The 17,477-nt window shown below is 66.9% G+C and carries 20 protein-coding genes and 1 pseudogene; 11 read left to right on the forward strand and 10 right to left on the reverse strand.

Going from position 1 to position 17,477, the window contains the following annotated elements:
• The first annotated feature begins 155 nt into the window (after positions 1-155).
• A complete protein-coding gene (locus tag AC5RWA_RS04390; protein WP_494056702.1) occupies positions 156-968 on the forward strand; it encodes a glycerophosphodiester phosphodiesterase family protein in 813 nt (270 codons plus the stop codon).
• A gap of 20 nt (positions 969-988) precedes the next feature.
• Here AC5RWA_RS04390 and AC5RWA_RS04395 read toward each other — a convergent pair whose 3' ends face one another.
• Entirely contained in the window at positions 989-1,447 is a 459-nt protein-coding gene (locus AC5RWA_RS04395) for a hypothetical protein (protein WP_494056703.1), read from the reverse strand.
• Between the two features lie 135 nt (positions 1,448-1,582).
• On the opposite strand from AC5RWA_RS04395, the gene AC5RWA_RS04400 reads away from it, so the two are divergent.
• On the forward strand, positions 1,583-1,816 hold the full coding sequence (locus AC5RWA_RS04400; protein ID WP_494056704.1) for a DUF6480 family protein: 234 nt from the start codon (positions 1,583-1,585) through the stop codon (positions 1,814-1,816).
• Between the two features lie 91 nt (positions 1,817-1,907).
• Here AC5RWA_RS04400 and AC5RWA_RS04405 read toward each other — a convergent pair whose 3' ends face one another.
• The 3 genes from AC5RWA_RS04405 to AC5RWA_RS04415 form a co-directional block, all read right to left on the reverse strand.
• Positions 1,908-2,972, reverse strand: coding sequence for an EAL domain-containing protein (locus AC5RWA_RS04405; RefSeq protein ID WP_079596934.1), 1,065 nt, complete (start codon positions 2,970-2,972; stop codon positions 1,908-1,910).
• Positions 2,973-3,144: 172 nt separating this feature from the next.
• Entirely contained in the window at positions 3,145-4,683 is a 1,539-nt protein-coding gene (locus AC5RWA_RS04410; RefSeq protein WP_494056705.1) for a putative bifunctional diguanylate cyclase/phosphodiesterase, read from the reverse strand.
• An 18-nt stretch (positions 4,684-4,701) separates the two neighbouring features.
• Positions 4,702-6,375, reverse strand: a complete 1,674-nt coding sequence (locus AC5RWA_RS04415) for an ATP-binding protein (protein ID WP_494056706.1) — start codon at positions 6,373-6,375, stop codon at positions 4,702-4,704.
• Positions 6,376-6,463: 88 nt separating this feature from the next.
• On the opposite strand from AC5RWA_RS04415, the gene AC5RWA_RS04420 reads away from it, so the two are divergent.
• The 6 genes from AC5RWA_RS04420 to AC5RWA_RS04445 all read left to right on the forward strand — a co-directional run bounded on the left by AC5RWA_RS04420 (position 6,464) and on the right by AC5RWA_RS04445 (position 10,950).
• Positions 6,464-6,868 carry a SpoIIAA family protein gene (locus tag AC5RWA_RS04420; protein WP_494056707.1) on the forward strand — a complete coding sequence of 135 codons (405 nt, stop codon included), beginning with the start codon at positions 6,464-6,466 and terminating at the stop codon, positions 6,866-6,868.
• 155 nt (positions 6,869-7,023) lie between these two features.
• Complete coding sequence (locus AC5RWA_RS04425) at positions 7,024-7,779, forward strand: class I SAM-dependent methyltransferase (protein ID WP_494057069.1); 756 nt, start codon at positions 7,024-7,026, stop codon at positions 7,777-7,779.
• 133 nt (positions 7,780-7,912) lie between these two features.
• Positions 7,913-8,362 (forward strand): Rho termination factor N-terminal domain-containing protein, encoded by a 450-nt coding sequence (locus AC5RWA_RS04430; protein ID WP_494056708.1) that lies wholly within the window; start codon positions 7,913-7,915, stop codon positions 8,360-8,362.
• Positions 8,363-8,453: 91 nt separating this feature from the next.
• A complete protein-coding gene (locus tag AC5RWA_RS04435) occupies positions 8,454-8,870 on the forward strand; it encodes a hypothetical protein (RefSeq protein WP_079596929.1) in 417 nt (138 codons plus the stop codon).
• A gap of 63 nt (positions 8,871-8,933) precedes the next feature.
• Positions 8,934-9,743: an SDR family oxidoreductase gene (locus tag AC5RWA_RS04440; protein ID WP_494056709.1), complete on the forward strand. Its 810-nt coding sequence runs from the start codon at positions 8,934-8,936 to the stop codon at positions 9,741-9,743.
• A gap of 82 nt (positions 9,744-9,825) precedes the next feature.
• Entirely contained in the window at positions 9,826-10,950 is a 1,125-nt protein-coding gene (locus AC5RWA_RS04445) for a glycerate kinase (RefSeq protein ID WP_079597014.1), read from the forward strand.
• Between the two features lie 64 nt (positions 10,951-11,014).
• Here the strand turns inward: AC5RWA_RS04445 and AC5RWA_RS04450 are convergent, their stop codons facing one another.
• From AC5RWA_RS04450 to AC5RWA_RS04465, 4 genes are read right to left on the reverse strand one after another with little or no spacing between them, the layout of a single operon-like run.
• Positions 11,015-11,758, reverse strand: a complete 744-nt coding sequence (locus AC5RWA_RS04450) for an MBL fold metallo-hydrolase (RefSeq protein WP_494056710.1) — start codon at positions 11,756-11,758, stop codon at positions 11,015-11,017.
• 6 nt (positions 11,759-11,764) lie between these two features.
• Positions 11,765-12,115, reverse strand: a complete 351-nt coding sequence (locus tag AC5RWA_RS04455; protein WP_494056711.1) for a LuxR family transcriptional regulator — start codon at positions 12,113-12,115, stop codon at positions 11,765-11,767.
• 24 nt (positions 12,116-12,139) lie between these two features.
• Entirely contained in the window at positions 12,140-12,802 is a 663-nt protein-coding gene (locus AC5RWA_RS04460; protein WP_079596925.1) for a DUF6766 family protein, read from the reverse strand.
• Between the two features lie 2 nt (positions 12,803-12,804).
• On the reverse strand, positions 12,805-13,323 hold the full coding sequence (locus AC5RWA_RS04465) for a DUF6328 family protein (protein WP_079596924.1): 519 nt from the start codon (positions 13,321-13,323) through the stop codon (positions 12,805-12,807).
• 208 nt (positions 13,324-13,531) lie between these two features.
• Here AC5RWA_RS04465 and AC5RWA_RS04470 point away from each other — a divergent pair, with 208 nt between their 5' ends.
• The 3 genes from AC5RWA_RS04470 (at position 13,532) to AC5RWA_RS04480 (ending at position 15,866) form a co-directional block, all read left to right on the forward strand.
• Positions 13,532-14,431, forward strand: a complete 900-nt coding sequence (locus AC5RWA_RS04470; protein WP_494056712.1) for an SDR family oxidoreductase — start codon at positions 13,532-13,534, stop codon at positions 14,429-14,431.
• Positions 14,432-14,481: 50 nt separating this feature from the next.
• Positions 14,482-14,844 carry a hypothetical protein gene (locus AC5RWA_RS04475; protein WP_494056713.1) on the forward strand — a complete coding sequence of 121 codons (363 nt, stop codon included), beginning with the start codon at positions 14,482-14,484 and terminating at the stop codon, positions 14,842-14,844.
• 152 nt (positions 14,845-14,996) lie between these two features.
• On the forward strand, positions 14,997-15,866 hold the full coding sequence (locus AC5RWA_RS04480) for a glycosyltransferase family 2 protein (protein WP_494056714.1): 870 nt from the start codon (positions 14,997-14,999) through the stop codon (positions 15,864-15,866).
• A 13-nt stretch (positions 15,867-15,879) separates the two neighbouring features.
• On the opposite strand, the pseudogene AC5RWA_RS04485 reads toward AC5RWA_RS04480, so the two are convergent.
• Positions 15,880-16,468, reverse strand: a pseudogene (locus AC5RWA_RS04485) (Gfo/Idh/MocA family protein); the annotation flags it as partial.
• Between the two features lie 7 nt (positions 16,469-16,475).
• Positions 16,476-17,477 carry a sugar phosphate isomerase/epimerase family protein gene (locus AC5RWA_RS04490; protein ID WP_494056715.1) on the reverse strand — a complete coding sequence of 334 codons (1,002 nt, stop codon included), beginning with the start codon at positions 17,475-17,477 and terminating at the stop codon, positions 16,476-16,478.

Raw genomic sequence — 17,477 nt, forward strand, 5'->3', positions numbered from 1 at the left:
GATCAACCCAAACCCATAGCCCAAGCCAGAGCTCCGGTGAGGCGAGGGCATACTTTCTCCCATCACGGAGCGACAACGACGCGGGATCGCTAGCGGAACAGGCGCCGCGCCGCAGGCGGACCGCTGCCGGCAGGGCGCTCAGGTACGCTCGCACTGTGACCCTGCCGTTCTTCGCCAACCCGGACGCCGCCGGGAACCAGCTGCCTATTGCGATGGCGCACCGCGGCTTTTCCATGGATGGCCTGGAGAATTCCATGGCCGCGTTCCGTGCCGCCGCAAGCCTTGGCTACCTGTACGTGGAAACCGACGTGCACACCACCTCCGACGGCGTGCTGCTCCTCTTCCACGACGACACGCTGGACCGGGTCACCGACGGCAGGGGCAGGGTTTCGGATCTTCCCGCCGCTGAGATTGCGAAGTTCCGGATCGGCGGCCGCGAACCGATCCCTACTTTCGACGGGCTGGTGGCCGGGCTGCCCGATGCCCGGCTCAACCTGGACGTCAAGGACTGGAACTCGGTGCAGAGCACCGCGGCCGCCATCGAGCGCCACCAGGTGCATGACCGGGTGCTGGTGACAAGCTTCTCGGACCGGCGACGGCGGGCGGTGCTGAAGCTGCTCAGCCGTCCGGTGGCCGCCTCCGCCGGCGTTGTGTCCAGCGGCCTCTTCACCCTGCTGGGCCCGGTGCTTCCCGGCCCGGTGTTCCGCTGGCTGATGCGCCGGACCCTGCGCGACGTGCAGGCGCTGCAGGTTCCGGTACGCCGGGGGATCATCAGGGTGGTGACGCCGGGCTCCGTCCGGCGCGCGCATGCCCTGGGGCTGGTGGTCCACGTCTGGACCATCAACAACCCCGCCGAGATGCGCCGCCTCCTGGAGATGGGCGTCGACGGGATCGTCACCGACCGCGCCGACCTGCTCAAGGAGGTCCTCACGGAAAAAGGCGGGTGGCCGCCGGGGCCAACCGCCTGATCCGCCGTGCGTGCCTGGTTCTAACCCCGGCCGGTGCTGGTGGACGGGTCCTGGTCGCCTTCCGTCGGGTCGGCCCGCAGCTCGTCCGGGTTGCTGTCCGGCAGTCCGCCCTTTACGCCACTGGGACCTCCGCTGCCTGCCGCCCCCGTCCCGCTGGTAGGCGCAGACGCATCGCCTGCCAGGCCGTCGTCGCCCGTTCCACGCCCTGCTTCCGCCCTGTCATTGTTGGTTTCGTCTATATCCCCGCCGAAGGGACTTTCGGAAACCGGTCCGGGTGCGGCGCCGGTCTTGAGCCCCGGGGCCTTCTGTTTTTCGGCCTCCATGGCGTTGGAGCCTTCGCTGATGGAGGAGTGGACCTCCACGTCGTCATTGGGGTCCGTGGGGTCGGGAACATTCAGCTTTTCCGTGGGCTTGGATGTTCCCGCCAGATCCTCCATGGCGTTCTCTGCTGCCTTGCCGATGCTGTCGCCGATTCCCATGACTGCTCCTCCTGACATCGTATGCCGGGCGCCCCAGCGGCCGCCCCGCTCTTCCCTTCCAGAATTATCAGCATGCTTACAATTAGTCCAGAGCTGGGGCAAAGAACCACGGCCGGGCAGGAAAGGACACGCATGATGAGCAGCTACCATCCGGAAAATGATCCCGCGAACCCTGATCAGCCGGGCAAGGAACCGCGGGCAGGCCACACGGGCACCGGCACCGGCGGAGGCGAGAATTCCGCCCGCACCCCGAACCCCGATCCCGCCGAAGGCAACATCACGGGCCTGGAGCCCGGCGGGGGAGTGCCTCCCGGGGAGACGCCGCCGGCCGAGGACCAGATGAGCGGGGATCAGGGCTACGACGAGTAAGGCGCGCGAACACAAACCAACGGCTGATGGGCGGGCACGGTGCCCGCCCATCAGCCGTTGGTTGTAAACATCCCGGTGGCGCCGGTCCGGGCTAGGGGGAATCGGTGGGCTGGGAATCCCGGCCGGACTGCTCGGTGCCGACCAGCTGCCGGTTGAGGCCGTCCACGTCAAGGCGGGTGTTCCAGGACGCCCAGTCCTGCGGCCGGACGGAGGGCCGGCCCAGGAGGTAGCCTTGGCCGGCGTCAATCCCGAGTTCGGTGAGGACCTTCAGTTCGCCGACCGTTTCGATGCCTTCCGCAACCAGGGTGGTGCCGATCTGCCGCGTGAAGTCCACCAGGCAGGCAGCCAGGGCACGCTGGATGCCGTCGCTGTCCACCTCGCCGATCACGTCCCGGCCCACTTTGAGGAAATCGGGCCGCAGGTGCACCATGCGGCTCAGGGCGCCGGCGCCCGAATGGGTGTCGTCAACCGCAATCCGCAGGCCCTTGTCGCGCAGGGGAGTGACCGCGGCAATAAACTGCGCGTACTGCTCATCCGCGATGGTTTCCGTCAATTCGAGCACCACGCGGCTGACGGGAAGGTCGATGTGCTCGAACAACTCGGGCAGCCGCGGATCGAGGCATGACGTGGGCGAAATGTTCAGGGACACAAAAAGATGCGGCGGAAGGTCCTTGGCCGCCGCTGCGGCTGAACCCAGTGCCGAGAACTCAAGGTTGGCGCCCAGGCCGACCGCCCTGGCCTCTGCGAACCACAGTTCCGCGGCAGCGCCGTCGTCACTGACAAAGCGTGAGAGTGCTTCCACGCCCACCACGTTTTTCCCCGCCAGCCCGTAAATGGGCTGGAAAGCCGTCATCAGCATCTGGCTTTCGAGCAGGGCGCTGATGCGCGACATGCTGCGGATGGCGTCGATGTGTTCGGCAAGCTTTGGCGGAATGGCGCGCGGCGTCAGGCGCATCTCCCTGGCGCTTTCCAGGGTTTCCACCGTATTGGCTTCACTGCGCCGCGTTTCCAGCAGGTATTCCAGCAGCGCACGTTCCGGCACGCCCGGGTTCTCGTCGAGGCTGTTGCTAAGGCGCTGACGGACGGCGGCTCCGGACGGATCGGTATCCGCCAACACCGCGGCAATAATTCCCCATGCCTGTACACGAACCGACATTAGCTACGCCCCCCAGTTGACGAAGTAATGACCCAGTGGCCCATTAATGTTCAATTTCTAAACGCCTTTAAAGTCAGGTGTTTCTGCTATTCCCTGTTTTCGCGGCGACGAAAACCAGACACCGCACGATGATCGTATATCGGCGTGAACAAAAGCGCAGTACTTTTCGCCCCTAAGGGTTAGCGCTTTCCGCCCGGTCGGCCAGCAGCAAGGGGATCTGTTCAGGCGGGACCGGCCTGCTGAAGTAGTAACCCTGGGCGCTGAGGCAGCCCAGCCCGCGCAAAATCTCTGCCTGCTCCGCTGTTTCCACGCCCTCCCACACGGCCTCCAGCCCGCATGCCCGGACCAGTTGCAGGACGGCAGCCACCAGCTCAGGCTGGCCCGGGTCGGTGCCCAGCCCGCTGATCAGCGATCGGTCCACCTTGACCCGGTCCACGGGAAGCCGGCGGAGGTAACTGATGGAGGAGTACCCGGTCCCGAAGTCATCGATTTCGATGCCCACTCCCAGGCCGCGGAGGCCTCCCAGCGAATAACGGTCCAGCTCGTTGCCTTTGACGATGGCCACTTCCGTCAGTTCCAGGACCACCTGCTCCGGCCGTACGCCGGTTTCCTTCAGGACGTTCCGGACGTCCTCGATGAACTGCAGGCTCTGCAGGTCCGTCGCGGAGATGTTGATGCGGACGGAGAACCGGCTGTCCACCAGGGAGGCGTCGATCCAGTCGCGGAGCTGGTGCACTGCCGTCCGGAGCACCCAGAGCCCCAGTTCGGAGATCAGCCCGGCTTCCTCGGCAAGGGGAATGAACTCATCGGGCATGATGAACCCGCGGGCGGGGTGGTTCCACCGGACCAGCGCCTCCACCCCTTCGATCCGGCCGGTGGCGAGCTCCACCACGGGCTGGTAGTGGAGCATCAGGCCGTCGGTTTTGATCGCGGAGCGCAGGTCGTCCACCAGCTGGCTGCGGAGCCTGCGCATCAGCAGGAGCGCCGGCTCGAAACGGTGCAGCCGGTTCTGCCCTTCCGCCTTGGAGGCGTACATGGCGACGTCGGCCTCCATCAGCATGTCCTCCGGGGCCTGGCCGGCGCTGCCAACGCTCAGCCCCATGCTGGCGCCGCAGCGCACGCTGCGGCCCGGGATCTCGATGGGCCGCTTGAGGGCCGCCAGGATGCGGTGTCCCACGATGACTGCCTGGTCCGGTGACGCCTCCGGCATAACGATGGCGAATTCGTCCCCGCCCAGGCGGGCGACGACGTCGGTGGTGGAGCGTACCGCGCTGCGGATCCGTTCCCCCACAGTGATGAGGACCTGGTCGCCGGCCGTGTGGCCCATGCTGTCGTTGATGGATTTGAAGGCATCCAAATCCATCAGCAGGATGGCGGGACCCTCGCCCGTTGCGCTGGCGGCGTCGAGCGCTGTCCGCAAAGCCTCGATCAGGGCCGAGCGGTTGGCAAGGCCGGTGAGCGGGTCCTGCATGGCCATCTTCTGCATTTCGAGGTGGGCCTCGTGCAGGAGCTGGGTCCGCACCTGGACGCGCTGCTCAAGCTCTTCGTAGATGATCTGCAGGTCTTCGGCCAGCAGGTTGGTGCCCATGATGATGGCATCCAGCTCGTCGCGGGCATCAGAGACCTCGATCCGGGAACTGAGGTCTCCCGAGGCCAGCCGCACAATGCCTTCCAGCAGGTGGGAGAGGCGGGGATCGTCATCCGCAAACATCGAAAGTGCTCCTCCCCGCTAGTTGGACCGGGACCGGTCGGCATCCAGGGGGAGGCTGACCGTAACGGTGGTGCCCGCGCCAAGCGTGGAGGCCACATCGATGTGTCCCCCATGGCGGGCCACGATGTCCTTGGTGATGGCCAGTCCCAGGCCCGTGCCGGGGATGGCTCCGGACATGGCGTTGGAAGCACGGTAGAACCGGGTGAAGACATGGTCGATTTCCTCGCTGGAAATGCCGATGCCCGTGTCCGCGACGCTCACGGTGGCCCACCGGGTGCCGTCCGCCGCCGCGTGCGATTCGCTCCCCACCTCGATCCGCCCGCCGCTGGGGGTGAACTTGATGGCGTTGGACACCAGGTTGGTGAACACCTGCTGCAGCTGCACCTCATCGGCGAGGATTTCCGGGTCTTCCGGCACCGGGTCCACGGCGATGGTCACGTTCTGCAGCTTCGCCAAGGGCCGGAGCGCTGCCGCCACCAGGTCCAGGGTCTGGCCCAGGCGCACGGGGGTGAGGTGCATCAGGCTGTCGTCAAGGCCGTTGCGCGAAACACTGAGCATGTCCTCGATGAGGGTCCGGAGCCGCTCGGTGTTCCGGACCACGATGTCCAGCATCTGGTGGACTTCGGCGGAGACGGGCTGCTCCGTGCTCTCCTGGATCATGTCCAGGTAGGCCATGATGGACGTCAGCGGCGTGCGCAGTTCATGGTTGACGGTGGCCAGGAAGTCCGTCTTGGCCTTGTCCAGCTGCTGGAGCTGCTTGACCACCTGCTGCTGGCTGCTGATCAGGTGGCTTTGGATCAGTCCGTGTGCGGCGTTGCCGGCAACGTGCTGGATGAGTCCCAGTTCAGCACGCGACCATGTCCGGGGCCGGTCAACACTGGCGATCCAGATGATGCCCAGCGACGAGCTTCCTTCGCCCATAGGGATGGCCAGCGTCGAGGCAGCGTTGGCAATGCCCGACGCCGGCGCCTCGCCTGCCGCCGCGTGCCCGCCTTTGCCCTGCATGGCCCCGTCAGTCGCGGCGGTGCCCGGTTCGGCGTCGTCCGTCTCGGCGCCGTCCGAGGACAGGGTCTCTGCCCCGGCCCACAGGAGGTCGGCCGTCCGGCGTGCTTCCTCCTCGTCCGGAAGCGCATCGGCCGGGAGCGGCTCCAGTCCCGGCCTGCTCCAGGCGGCCGTGATCGGGGGGACCCGATGGTCCTCAAAGGTGGCCAGGCAGACATGGTCGGCCTTGAACGTCCGGCCGAATCCTGCAACCACGTGGTCCGCGATTTCCTGCGGATCGTTCGTTGCCCGTACAGCTGCGGACACCTGCCGGAGCTGCCCGCGCAGCGCCTCGGCCTCCTGCCGCGAGGCATTGCGGCGGGACACCAGATCGATGAGCGCCGTGGCGCGGTGGACCAGTTCCCGGGGTGAGGGCGGTTTGGCGATGCAGTCGTGGATGCCCGGAGGGCGGACAGTGCACTCGGCGATGTTGTCGAGGTCCACCATGACCAGGACCGGCACTTCCGACTCGGCGGCGGGCAGCAGCGGGGCATCCACCACAATGACAGCTGGTGGGCAGCCGTCCAGCAGGGCAGCCAGCCCGGCGGCGTCCGTGGTGGAGTGGACGGTATATCCGGCATCACGGAGGGCGGCGGCGTTCAGCGCCAGCCGCCCGGCGTTGGCGTCCGCCACCACCGCGCTGCGGGGCATGCGCAAGTCACACGGCAAATCAGATGCCACAATGCTCACTTTCCTCCCAGTTGAGTACATTGTAGGGGGATGCGGGGCGGGCGGCCCCATGAATATTCACTCGGAGGACAAAGTGACGCACCAGCCGGAAGAACGCGAAAAGGGCCACCTGATCCTTGAGGGCGGCGTCCTGCACCTGCGCTGGCCGCGCGGTGCCGCCATCAGCGAGGCTGATGCCGAGAATGCCATGAGCAGGGTGAACGAACTCTGCGGGGAGAACCGGCATCCGATGCTGGTGGACATGGCCACAACCGAAAAGGTCAGCCGGGGCGCCCGCGCCGTCTTTGGCCGCCCCTGCCAGGCTTCACGCATCGCACTGCTGGGTGCCTCGCCGGTGGACAAAGTGATGGCCAACTTCATCCTGGGCATCAACAAACTGCCGTGTCCCACCCGCTTCTTCACATCCCGGGAGGAAGCCATGGCCTGGCTGAAGCTGGAGGGTGCGGGGGCTTGACCCGGCGTTCTGCGGACCGGCGGCGGAGAGGCCCATCCGCGAAACCCCGTGCCGCGCCCGCGGGCAACAGCTCCGGGACATATATTGGAGCGGTGTCCTCCCCCTCAAAGTCCTCCCCAGCGAAATCGGTGGCATCCGCCCTGCAGAAGTACCTGATGATCCCCAAGCTTGTCCGGCTGTCGCGCTCTGCGCCGAAGGACCGGCCGCTGGCCTGGGACACCTACTGGGCCGGCATCAGGGCCACCGGGGCGGCCGGTGAGGTCCTGTGGGATTCCGGAACGGACCAGGAATTCCTCAGTTACAAGGAAGTCCTCCTCCGCCATCTGGACCCGGAGCTTCCCGTCGTGGACATCGGCTGCGGGCACGGCAGCTTCAGCAGGGCCCTGGCCGGACTTTTCCCCGAGGTCATCGGCGTGGACGTTTCCGCGCACGCGGTCAACCGGGCCGAGGCCGAATCCGCTGAACTCCGCAACGTCCGGTTCCAGGTCAGGGACATGACGGCGCCGGGCGCAGAAAAGGACCTCCCCCGCGAGGCCAACGTGTTCATCCGGGGCGTCCTCCACGTCCTGGGCGCGGCAGACCAGGCGGCCCTCGCGGAAAACCTGCGCCTGCTGGTTGGGCAGCGCGGGAGCGTATTCCTTGCGGAGACCAACTTCCAGGGAAACCCGGTGGAGTACGTATCCCATTTGGGCGCCACATCCCGCAGCATTCCTGCTCCGCTCGAACGGGCCATCCGCGGCCTGCCGATGCCTGGCCGTTTCGGCCCGGAGGAGCGCTCCCGGGCACTGCCCCCCACCGCCTGGCAACTCCTGGAGGACGGAGCCGTAGCCATCGAAACCAATCCCGCAACCGGCATCAGCGGGCATGGCCGCGTTCCCGGATATTATGCGGTGCTGCGCCCCCGGACCTAGCGGCCCGCGCCCGGCAGTGGCGCCATTGCGGGAAGCCGCAGAAAGCCGCCAAACCCCTTGACACAAGGGCCAATCCGGAGGCTACATAGTAAGTAGCCTTACTAGTTAGGACCTTGGGGAAAGGATGGCCGCCATGGCACAGGACAAGGGAAACAACGCCCGCGATTCCGGCGCGGGCACGGATGGAGAGGACCTGGGCCCCGGCCCGGACGGCGGAAAGATCCGGCGTGGGCCGGACTCCTCCAAATCCCTCAAGTACTCACAGGAAGTCACCTCGCCGGACGACGAGCCGGAGCGTGAGGGACGCAGCCTCGCCACCACCCACCACGAAGTCATCAGGCAGTGGGCGGAGGAGCGCGACGGCGTTCCCGCCACGGTGGAAGGCACCGAACACGGAGACCACCTCGGAGTGCTGAGAATCGATTTTGGCGGCGAAAATGACAAGCTTCGCCACATCAGCTGGGAGGAATGGTTTGAAACCTTCGACTCCCGGGGACTGAACTTCATCTATCAGGAACAGCGCAGCGACGGGCAGCAATCCAACTTCTTCCGGCTGGAAAATCCCAACCGCGAAGACGCCTAAGCCGCACCCGCGCCCCCATCGTTTCGGCAGCACCGGAGTTGCATCCGGCGCCACTTCGGCGACCGCGGACGCAAGACCCACAGGAACAACAATGCGCAAACTCATACCGTCAGGCTCCCTTCGCAGGATGCTGCTGCCGCCCACGTATGGACGCCACGTCACGGACTCGAATGAATTCACCGTCTTGTCGGTGGAAATCTGGGCCACCGGGCTGGTGGTCAATATCCAGATGGCGTCCGAGGGCGGACCGCAGCCCCGGATTATCCTCCAGGACCACTTTGGAACCGAGTACTCACTGCGGGACTCCGCGGTCCTGGGTTCCCGGAACCTTCAGGTCTTCACCCCCTCGGTGCCGCCCGGCACCCGGAGCCTGACCGTGAGGTCGGCGGACGACCCGGAAGCGCGGCCGGTGGTCACCTTCGCCGTCCCGCTGATGGCCGTTCCCGAGGAACCGGCCACAGCACACGGCGGCTACCCGCCGGAGGCGGAACTTCGCCGTCCCGCCTGACCGCCGCGACCAGTTCGACCCAAGATGATCCACGCACCCTGACCCACCCGAAAGGCTGCCTCGATGCAGGACACCAGCAACTTCACGCCCGCCACCGCCATCGTCACCGCATCCGATTCCGGCATCGGCAAGGCCACCGCAGTGGCCCTGGCCCGCGCCGGACTGGATGTTGGTGTCACCTGGCACTCCGACAAAGCCGGGGCCGAAGGCACTGCGGAAGAGATCCGTGCTCTGGGCCGCAAGGCGGTGATCCGGCAACTGGACACCACGGAGCTCCGGGCGGCAGGCGCCGTGATCGACGAACTCGCTGACGAGCTCGGCGGCGTGGACGTCTTCGTCAATAACGCAGGCACCGGCGAGAGCACCAAATTCCTGGACATGGACATCGACCGCTGGATGCAGACACTCGACACCAACCTCAACGGCGCGTTTGTCTGCCTGCAGGCAGCAGCCCGCCGCATGGTCCACGCGGGCAGGGGCGGAAGGCTGATCGCCGTCACCAGCGTCCACGAGTTCCAGCCCCGGGTGGGATCCTCCGCCTATGACGCGTCCAAACATGGGCTTGCCGGCCTTATGAAGACGCTGGCCCTGGAACTGGCTGAGCACGGAATCACTGCCAACACCGTGGCCCCCGGCGAGATTGCCACTCCCATGACCGGCCAGGAGGACGAGGACCCCACCAAGAAGGACCGCCCGGGCGTGCCCCTGGGCCGGCCAGGTGACGCCCGGGAGATTGCCGCCGTGATCGCCTTCCTGGCGTCACCTGCCTCCAGCTACGTGAACGGAGCGTCCTGGCCCGTGGACGGCGGCATGCTCCAGATGGGCCCGCAGGCAGGCTCGCACATCACCAGCCACGAGTGGCGCGAAGGCTGAGGTTTCCACTCAACAGCAGGCGTTTGTCCGCATGCCGGATCTGGCAAGCGCTTTCCCGCGCGGTACTGGCATGATGGAGCGCATGCGCATCCTCATTGCTCCGGATAAGTTCAAGGGCTCCCTAACGGCAGCCGAAGCCGCCGCCGCGATCGCTGAAGGCGCCCTGCGCGTTTACCCCGACGCCGTGGCCACCCAGTTCCCCATCGCCGACGGCGGCGAGGGCACCCTTGAAGCGGCCGTCGCCGCCGGCTACGAGGAACGGCTCAACGCCGTGGTGGGCCCGATTCTGGCACCCCTCGGCGCCGCCTGGGCCATCCGCAAGGGCAGCGATGGCAAGGTCACTGCCGTCATCGAAACTGCCCAGGCATCGGGCCTCGCCAGCATGGAACCCACGCCGGAGAACGCCCTGCGGGCCCACAGCTACGGTTGCGGACAGCTCATCGCGGCCGCCCTGGAAGCAGGTGCTACGGAAATCGTGCTGGGCCTGGGCGGATCAGCAATGACCGACGGCGGCAGCGGAGCCTTGCGCGCCCTCGGCCTGAAGCCACTGGACTCCGCCGGCAACGTGGTGCCCTTGGGCGGCGGATCCCTCGCCGACGTCGTCACGCTGGACACCACCGGCCTGGACCCCCGGCTCGCGGCAACCACCTTCCGGATCGCTGTTGACGTCCGCAACCCGCTCTACGGACCGTCCGGCGCCGCGCACGTCTTTTCCCCGCAAAAGGGCGCGGACCAGGACGCCGTGGAACAGCTCGACGCCGGCCTCCGCAACTGGGCATCCGTCCTGCGGGAAGCCACGGGCCGGGACGTGAACGTCCCCGGCGCCGGCGCCGCGGGCGGCTTCCCGGCGTCGTTCCTTGCCTTTACGGGCGCCACGCTGGAAGGCGGCTTCGCGCTGGTAGCCGGACTCACCGGCCTGGCACAGCAACTGGGCGGCGCGGATTTGGTGATTACCGGCGAAGGGTCCATGGATTCCCAGTCGCTCACCGGCAAGGCGCCCATTGCGCTCGCCGACGCCGCCCGCGAGCGGGGCATACCGGTCATCGTTGTGGCCGGCCGGATCCTGGTGACACCCGAAGACCTCGCCCGGCACGGTGTGGTGGCTGCGGCACAGTTGCTGGACGTGGCGTCGAGCCCGCAGGATGCTGTTGCCAATGCCGGAAAGTACCTGGCCTGGGCAACGAGCCAGGTACTCGAAGGGGCCTAAAGCCCCTGGGCATTACCGGAAAAGACGGCCTCAATACGCCCCGACTGTCAGTGGGCCCCGACCGTCAGTGCGCCCCGACCGTGAGTGCATGGCTCACTGCCGCGCCGGCGCCCTGCGTCCAGGGCTCTCCGTGGCCTGAAAGCACGGTTGCGGCACCCGTGGCGGCTATCGCCTGCAGGGACGCCAGGGCCTGCTTCGTGTCCTTGGTTGCCGCGGAGGCAACGATCTGCGGCCCCGCCTTGCCCGTGTAGGGGTCCAGGGTCACCAGGGCGTCGCCGCTCAGGACGGCGTCCCGGTCCGCGAAATGCAGGATGCAGTGCCCGTCGGTGTGGCCAGGAGTGTGGACGACCGTGGGCCGTCCCGGCACCGGCAAGGCGGCGCCGGTGGCCAGTGGCCGGGTGCTTGACACTCCCTTGACGGCCAGCGCTCCGGCTGCCGCCATCCTCCCCAGCAGCGGCATGGACCGCGGGTGGCTCAAGGGATAGAGGAACCGGTTGCGCTGGGGCTTGTAGCTGTACGGATGGGCAGCCAGGTGCGCGTCCCGGGGATGGACCAGCACCGGAATGTTCCACTCCCGCCGTGCCCGCAACGCAAATCCCACATGGTCGAAGTGCCCGTGGGTGAGGACCAGGGCCTTGATATCCTCCGGCCGCCGGCCGCGGTCCTCCAGGAGCTCCAGGAGCATGGACCACATGCTCGGCAGTCCGGCGTCCACCAGGGTCAGCCCGTCCTGGTCCTCCACGAGATAGCAGTTGACGTGGGCGTGCGTGATGAGATGGATGCCGTCGGCCACGCTTGGGGTAATCATGCGCCCTCAGCCCACGATGGTGGTGTTCCGGCGGCGCCGCCATATCAGTACCACAATGATTGTTACCAGGGCGATTGCGCCGATCACCCAGGGAGCGAAGTCCAGCCGGGTGGACTCATTTTGCGCGGACTCGCCCGTCCCGGGGTTCGCAGGTCCGCTGGAGGCGGTATCTCCGGGAGACGGCGTGGGAGTGTTGCCTGCCGGCGCCCACACCCCTCCGGGAGATCCCGCCGCCTGGACGGCTGCGTCGCCGGCGGCGACCGCCGGATGTTGTGCGGCTGAGGCGGGTGCCACCGAAAGTGCCGGCGCAGCCAGGAGCAGGAGGGCCAGAAGGACGGATTTCACAACAGTTCGCATGGATTCCTTTCGACAGGAACCGGCTCAGGCGCCGGTCTCGTAATGGGGTTCGGCCACGGGCTTGGACTCCGGGGAGCCCTTTTCCCGGAGGTAGACGGACGCGCCCACCAAGACGGCGATGGCCAGGAACTCGCTCTGCCAGTTCTGGAAAGACTCGAACCAGAAGCGGCTGGTCCCCACGTACTGCAGGAACGTGACTGTGGGCTGGCCGTGGCTTTGCTGCTCCTCGTTGTACGCCGCAGTGCCGCCCAGGGCGTGCGCCGTGAAGGAGGCCAAAAACAGCACAAACAGCAGGATGGACAGCGAGTGCTCGTAGAACTTCAATGCGGCACCGCCGCGCTTGACTGGCCACGGCGTTGCCTTCTTGATGGCGGCCTCGCGGGGATCCTCGTCCTGCGGGGCTTCCTTGCCCATCGGTTTGGATTCCGACGATCCCTTCTGGAACAGGAAAACCGTCAGCACCACGTACAGGGCCATCTGCAGGAACTCCGATTCCCAGTTCTCAAAGGTGGCCTCGACAAACTCCCCGGTGCCCATGAACTGCAGGACTGAAACCCCGGGTTCGCCGTGTGCCTGCTGCTCTTCGCTGTACGACGCTGCTCCGGAGAGGATCATCCCTCCGAAAAAGATCAGGAACAGGGCTGCGTTCGCCAGCAGCAGCCCGTGTTCCTTGGCCCATTTGCGCATTGTCACTCCTTGTTTGCCCTGGCCGTCATTCCTGCGGCGGCGCGCTTGTTAAGGTGCAGTGGGACATAGACCAGCAGGACCACCATCACGGCCAGCAGTGCCGCGCCGGCCGTCAGCCCGGCCGAGCGGCCCGCGGTGACGTCGAAAACCAGGGCTGCAGTGCCGGCGCTGAGCAGCGCGATGCCGGCCAGGGTGATCTTGGCGATCGTGTCACCGCTGGACACCAGGGTTTCCTTGAGGCGCTTCCGGAAAAGCCTCCGGTGCACACTGACCGGCAGGAGGATCAACGCCGTGGTCAGTGCGGCGATCACCACGTTGGTCAGGTACAGGTTCACCTGGAAGTCATCCAGGTCCTCAAACCGTTCCTGGAAGGGCAGGGTCAGGAGGAAGCCCGCCAGGATCTGGACGCCCATCTGCAGCACGCGCATCTCCTGGAGCAGTTCCGCCCAGTTGCGGTCCAGTTGCTCCTCGCGGGTTTCGTTCCGCCCGGTTCTGCCGGTGTAATCCTCCACCTCGGACATCGCTGCTCCTTCCTTGGCCTGGCCGGCCCTGTTTCCCTTTCTACTCTTCACATACCCAGAAACAAGGCCGATCTTGCGCCGGTATCAACATTTGATAAGTTTACTGATTATCGGCACCGAACGGGTGGACTTTCTTCCGCCGGCCGGGATAGCGTCGAAGGGCCGGCGGCAGGGCTCTTCGAAAACCGACACAGCGAGTAGGTGGACTATGAGCGGCACAGACAAGCAGACGGACCAGCCAAAGGACCCCCGGGGCGGCTACCACGCAGGCCCCTTCCCCGAGCAGGAACAGAAGCAGCCGGGCCTCACGGCGCCCATGGATCCCAAGCCTGACCACGGGGAACTCAGCTACGAGGGACACGGGAAGCTCGAGGGCAAGGCGGCACTCATCACCGGCGGCGATTCCGGCATCGGCAAGGCGGCGGCCATCGCATTTGCCCGTGAGGGAGCCGACGTAGCCATCTCCTACCTTCCCGAGGAGGAAGACGACGCCCAGGACACTGCGGACTGGATCCGGAAGGCGGGGCGCCGCGTCCTCCTGTTCGCCGGGGACGGGCGTGAAGAGGACTTCAGCACCCGGATCGTCGAGGAAACCGTGGCCGGATTCGGCGGCCTGGATGTGGTGGTGCTGAACGCTGCCTACCAGAAGAACCGCGAAAGCCTGGAGACCCTTCCCACGGAGGAGTTCGACCGGGTTTTCAAGACCAACCTGTACTCCCTGCTCTGGACCGCGCGGGCGGCGGTCCCGCACCTCAAACCGGGCGCCTCGATCATCACCACGGCATCCATCCAGGCCTTCAATCCCTCGCCGGGCCTCATCGACTACGCCATGACCAAGGCCGCGCAGGTGGCGTTCACCAAGGCACTCGCGCAGGAACTGGGCTCCAAGGGAATCCGCGTCAACGCCGTGGCCCCCGGCCCCATCTGGACGCCGCTGATCCCCGCCACCGAATGGCCGGACAAGCTCCCCAAGTTTGGCCAGGATACGCCGCTGGAACGCGCCGGCCAGCCTGCTGAGCTCGCCGCGGCCTACGTGCTGCTGGCCTCCGAAGACGGGTCCTACATTTCCGGCGCGGTGCTGCCCGTGACGGGCGGCAAGGGGCTCTAAGCAGCCGGATTTTGCACACCAATTTCATCCCATCGCACACAGGAGGAACCATGACGCAGGAAAACCAGCACGCCGAGCCGGAAAAGGACCCGGGCGGCTACGGCACTCCGACGGCTGAGCAGGAGCTTGGCGGCAACCAGGGCGCAAGCCAGGGCGGCACCACATCGGGTGCCGGCGGGGCTGACACCAACGAACCGCAGTCCGGCGTCGGGGAGGAACAGGTTCCGCGTGACATGGACCTCCCCTCCAGCGCGGCAGAAATCGATGAATCCAACGACGATTCCCAGGGCTCCGCGCCGGTCTCATCCGAACCCGGGCAGGAAGCCACCGGCATTCCGGACGGCAGCGGCAACGACCTCCCGCAGGAAAAGTCGCCCAAGGACGGCGGCGGCGAGAGCTTCGACGCCGGATAAGCGGTCCTGATCCGCTGAAGGCCCCCGCCACGGCTCGATGCCGGGACGGGGGCCTTCGCCGTGTCCGGCATACATGGCGCCCGGCGGGGTACGGACCATGCGAAACCAATTCGCCAGTTGCCGGCCCTTGCCTGCCGGCGCCAGGAGGAACTGTGAGCAGGAGACCATCAGGACAGTGGGCGCGGCCGGCTGACAGGCCGGAGCAGGTTGCAGTGGACGTTCTTGTGCCCACCTGCAACCGGCCGGCGGAACTCGCCGTCACCCTCGCGGGACTTGCCGGACAGACCGACCCGGCCTTCGCCGTCGTCGTCAGCGACCAGTCCACGGACGGGCCCGGCTGGAAGCACCCCGCCGCTGCCGCCATGGTGCGGGTCCTGGAAGCCCAGGGGCGGCCGGTCAGGCTCCTTCGCCACCTGCCGCGGCGCGGCCTGGCGGAACACCGCCAGTTCCTGCTGGAGCAGTCCACGGCGGACCAGTGCCTCTTCCTGGACGACGACATCTGGCTGGAGCCGGGTGCCGTGGAGTTGCTCAGCCGCGCGCTCCACGAGCTTGGGTGCGGCTTTGTAGGGATGGCCCCGCAGGGTCTGTCCTACCTGGACGACCGGCGGCCCGGGCAGACCGCGAACTTCGAAGCGTGGGAGGGCGGGGTGATGCCGGAGCGCATCCGCCCGGGGGACCCCGCGTTCGAGCGCTGGCCGCTCCACAGCGCCGCCAACCTTAGCCACCTCAGCGCCGACCTGTCCCTTGAGCCGGGCCAATGGGTGCCCTATCGGGTGGCATGGCTGGGCGGGTGCGTGATGTACCGGCGCGAAGCCCTGAACGACGCCGGTGGGTTCACCTTCTGGCCCGACCTGCCGCCGGATCACGCGGGGGAGGACGTCATGGCCCAGTGGCAGGTCATGGAACGCTTCGGCGGGGCCGGCATCCTGCCCTCCGGGGCAGTCCACCTGGAATCGCCCACCACCGTGACGGACCGGCGCGTGGAAGCCTACGAGGTGGTCCTGAACCGCGGTCCCGCCTAAGGCGGGCCGGCCGCTAAAGCCGTTCGTCGGCGTCGTACGCCAGGCCGATCTGGCGGCGGATTCCGTCCAGGGCAGCCATCACGGCCACGCTCTCAGCCGGCGGCAGCACGGTGCCTCCGGTGAGCCCCTCGCTGACGAGCCGCTCCAGCTCGGCTGCCTGGTACTGCATGCCCCTGCTCTTCAGGGGCTGGTCGAACCGTTCCACGATGTTGCCCAGGGTGTCGTAAACGGTGAAGGGTGTGGGGTTGTACCAGGTGGGTTCGATGTCGATCCAGCCGCCCAAACGCGAACGAGACGGGGTAGATGCCAAGGTCCAGCAGCGCGCCGCCACCCAGGGCAGGATCGTTTAGCCGGTGGGCCGGGTCCTTGGGGAGGTCCTGGTTATGGCTGGCGATGACCTTCCTGACCTCGCCGATGGTGCCCTCCCTGATGATCTCCCGGAGGCGGACCATGTGCGGGAGGAACCTGGTCCACATGGCCTCCAGGGCCACCAGCCCCTTGGCCTCCGCGAGCTCCACGATGTCCTGCGCTTCGCGGGCATTGATGGTGAAGGCCTTCTCCACCAGCACGTGCTTGCCCGCGTTCAGGGCAAGCAGTGCGTGGGGCATGTCAGTCCTTGCTGCTGAAGGCGGCGTCGAACGAAGCGGTGGAAGCAGGGAAATCGTACTTCTTCAGCGCGGCGAGGGCTTCGGGCGCGCCGTGGAGGCGGTCCATGCCGGCGTCTTCCCATTCCACGCTGATGGGTCCGTTGTAGCCGATGGCCGCGAGGGCGCGGAAGGACGCTTCCCAGGGGACGTCACCGCGGCCGGCGGAGACGAAGTCCCAGCCGCGGCGCGGGTCGCCCCAGGGCAGGTGGGAGCCCATGACGGTGTTGCGGCCGGTCTGGCGGATCTTGGTGTCCTTGCAGTCCACGTGGTAGATACGGTCCTTGAAGTCCCAGATGAAGGAGACGGGGTCGATGCCCTGCCACATCATGTGGGACGGGTCCCAGTTCAGGCCGAACGCTTCGCGGTGGCCGATCGCTTCGAGGGTGCGGACGGTGGTCCAGTAGTCGTAGGCGATCTCGGAGGGGTGGACTTCGTGGGCGAAGCGGACGCCGCATTCGTCGAAGACGTCCAGGATGGGGTTCCAGCGGTCGGCGAAGTCCTGGTATCCGGCGTCGATGACCTTTTCGGGGACGGGCGGGAACATGGCGACGTACTGCCAGATGGAGGAGCCGGTGAAGCCGACGACGGTGTCCACGCCCAGTGCCTTGGCGAGCCGGGCGGTGTGTTGCATTTCCTCGGCGGCGCGCTGGCGGACGCCTTCGGGGTCGCCGTCGCCCCAGACCTTGGACCGGACGATGCCCTGGTGCCGGAAGTCGATGGGGTCATCGCAGACGGCCTGGCCGGTGAGGTGGTTGGAGATGGCCCAGACCTTGAGGTTGTACTTTTTGAGGATCTCCAGTTTGGACTCGACGTAGCCGGGTTCGTCCCAGCGCCAGGCGTCCAGGTGGTCGCCGGAGACGGCGATCTCGAGTCCGTCGTAGCCCCAGCCGGAGGCCAGCTTGGCGACTTCCTCGAAGGGCAGGTCGGCCCACTGGCCGGTGAAAAGGGTGAACGGGCGGGGCAT

The sequence above is a fragment of the Arthrobacter sp. 210 2 genome (assembly GCF_059093025.1).

Bases quoted from the DNA above. Each gene is read 5' to 3' on its own strand.
- AC5RWA_RS04395 (WP_494056703.1), bottom strand. From the start codon at position 1,447: ATGGGAATCGGCGACAGCATCGGCAAGGCAGCAGAGAACGCCATGGAG.
- AC5RWA_RS04400 (WP_494056704.1), top strand. From the start codon at position 1,583: ATGAGCAGCTACCATCCGGAAAATGATCCCGCGAACCCTGATCAGCCG.
- AC5RWA_RS04405 (WP_079596934.1), bottom strand. From the start codon at position 2,972: ATGTCGGTTCGTGTACAGGCATGGGGAATTATTGCCGCGGTGTTGGCG.
- AC5RWA_RS04410 (WP_494056705.1), bottom strand. From the start codon at position 4,683: ATGTTTGCGGATGACGATCCCCGCCTCTCCCACCTGCTGGAAGGCATT.
- AC5RWA_RS04415 (WP_494056706.1), bottom strand. From the start codon at position 6,375: ATGCCCCGCAGCGCGGTGGTGGCGGACGCCAACGCCGGGCGGCTGGCG.
- AC5RWA_RS04420 (WP_494056707.1), top strand. From the start codon at position 6,464: ATGAATATTCACTCGGAGGACAAAGTGACGCACCAGCCGGAAGAACGC.
- AC5RWA_RS04425 (WP_494057069.1), top strand. From the start codon at position 7,024: ATGATCCCCAAGCTTGTCCGGCTGTCGCGCTCTGCGCCGAAGGACCGG.
- AC5RWA_RS04430 (WP_494056708.1), top strand. From the start codon at position 7,913: ATGGCACAGGACAAGGGAAACAACGCCCGCGATTCCGGCGCGGGCACG.
- AC5RWA_RS04435 (WP_079596929.1), top strand. From the start codon at position 8,454: ATGCGCAAACTCATACCGTCAGGCTCCCTTCGCAGGATGCTGCTGCCG.
- AC5RWA_RS04440 (WP_494056709.1), top strand. From the start codon at position 8,934: ATGCAGGACACCAGCAACTTCACGCCCGCCACCGCCATCGTCACCGCA.
- AC5RWA_RS04445 (WP_079597014.1), top strand. From the start codon at position 9,826: ATGCGCATCCTCATTGCTCCGGATAAGTTCAAGGGCTCCCTAACGGCA.
- AC5RWA_RS04450 (WP_494056710.1), bottom strand. From the start codon at position 11,758: ATGATTACCCCAAGCGTGGCCGACGGCATCCATCTCATCACGCACGCC.
- AC5RWA_RS04455 (WP_494056711.1), bottom strand. From the start codon at position 12,115: ATGCGAACTGTTGTGAAATCCGTCCTTCTGGCCCTCCTGCTCCTGGCT.
- AC5RWA_RS04460 (WP_079596925.1), bottom strand. From the start codon at position 12,802: ATGCGCAAATGGGCCAAGGAACACGGGCTGCTGCTGGCGAACGCAGCC.
- AC5RWA_RS04465 (WP_079596924.1), bottom strand. From the start codon at position 13,323: ATGTCCGAGGTGGAGGATTACACCGGCAGAACCGGGCGGAACGAAACC.
- AC5RWA_RS04470 (WP_494056712.1), top strand. From the start codon at position 13,532: ATGAGCGGCACAGACAAGCAGACGGACCAGCCAAAGGACCCCCGGGGC.
- AC5RWA_RS04475 (WP_494056713.1), top strand. From the start codon at position 14,482: ATGACGCAGGAAAACCAGCACGCCGAGCCGGAAAAGGACCCGGGCGGC.
- AC5RWA_RS04490 (WP_494056715.1), bottom strand. From the start codon at position 17,477: ATGCCCCGCCCGTTCACCCTTTTCACCGGCCAGTGGGCCGACCTGCCC.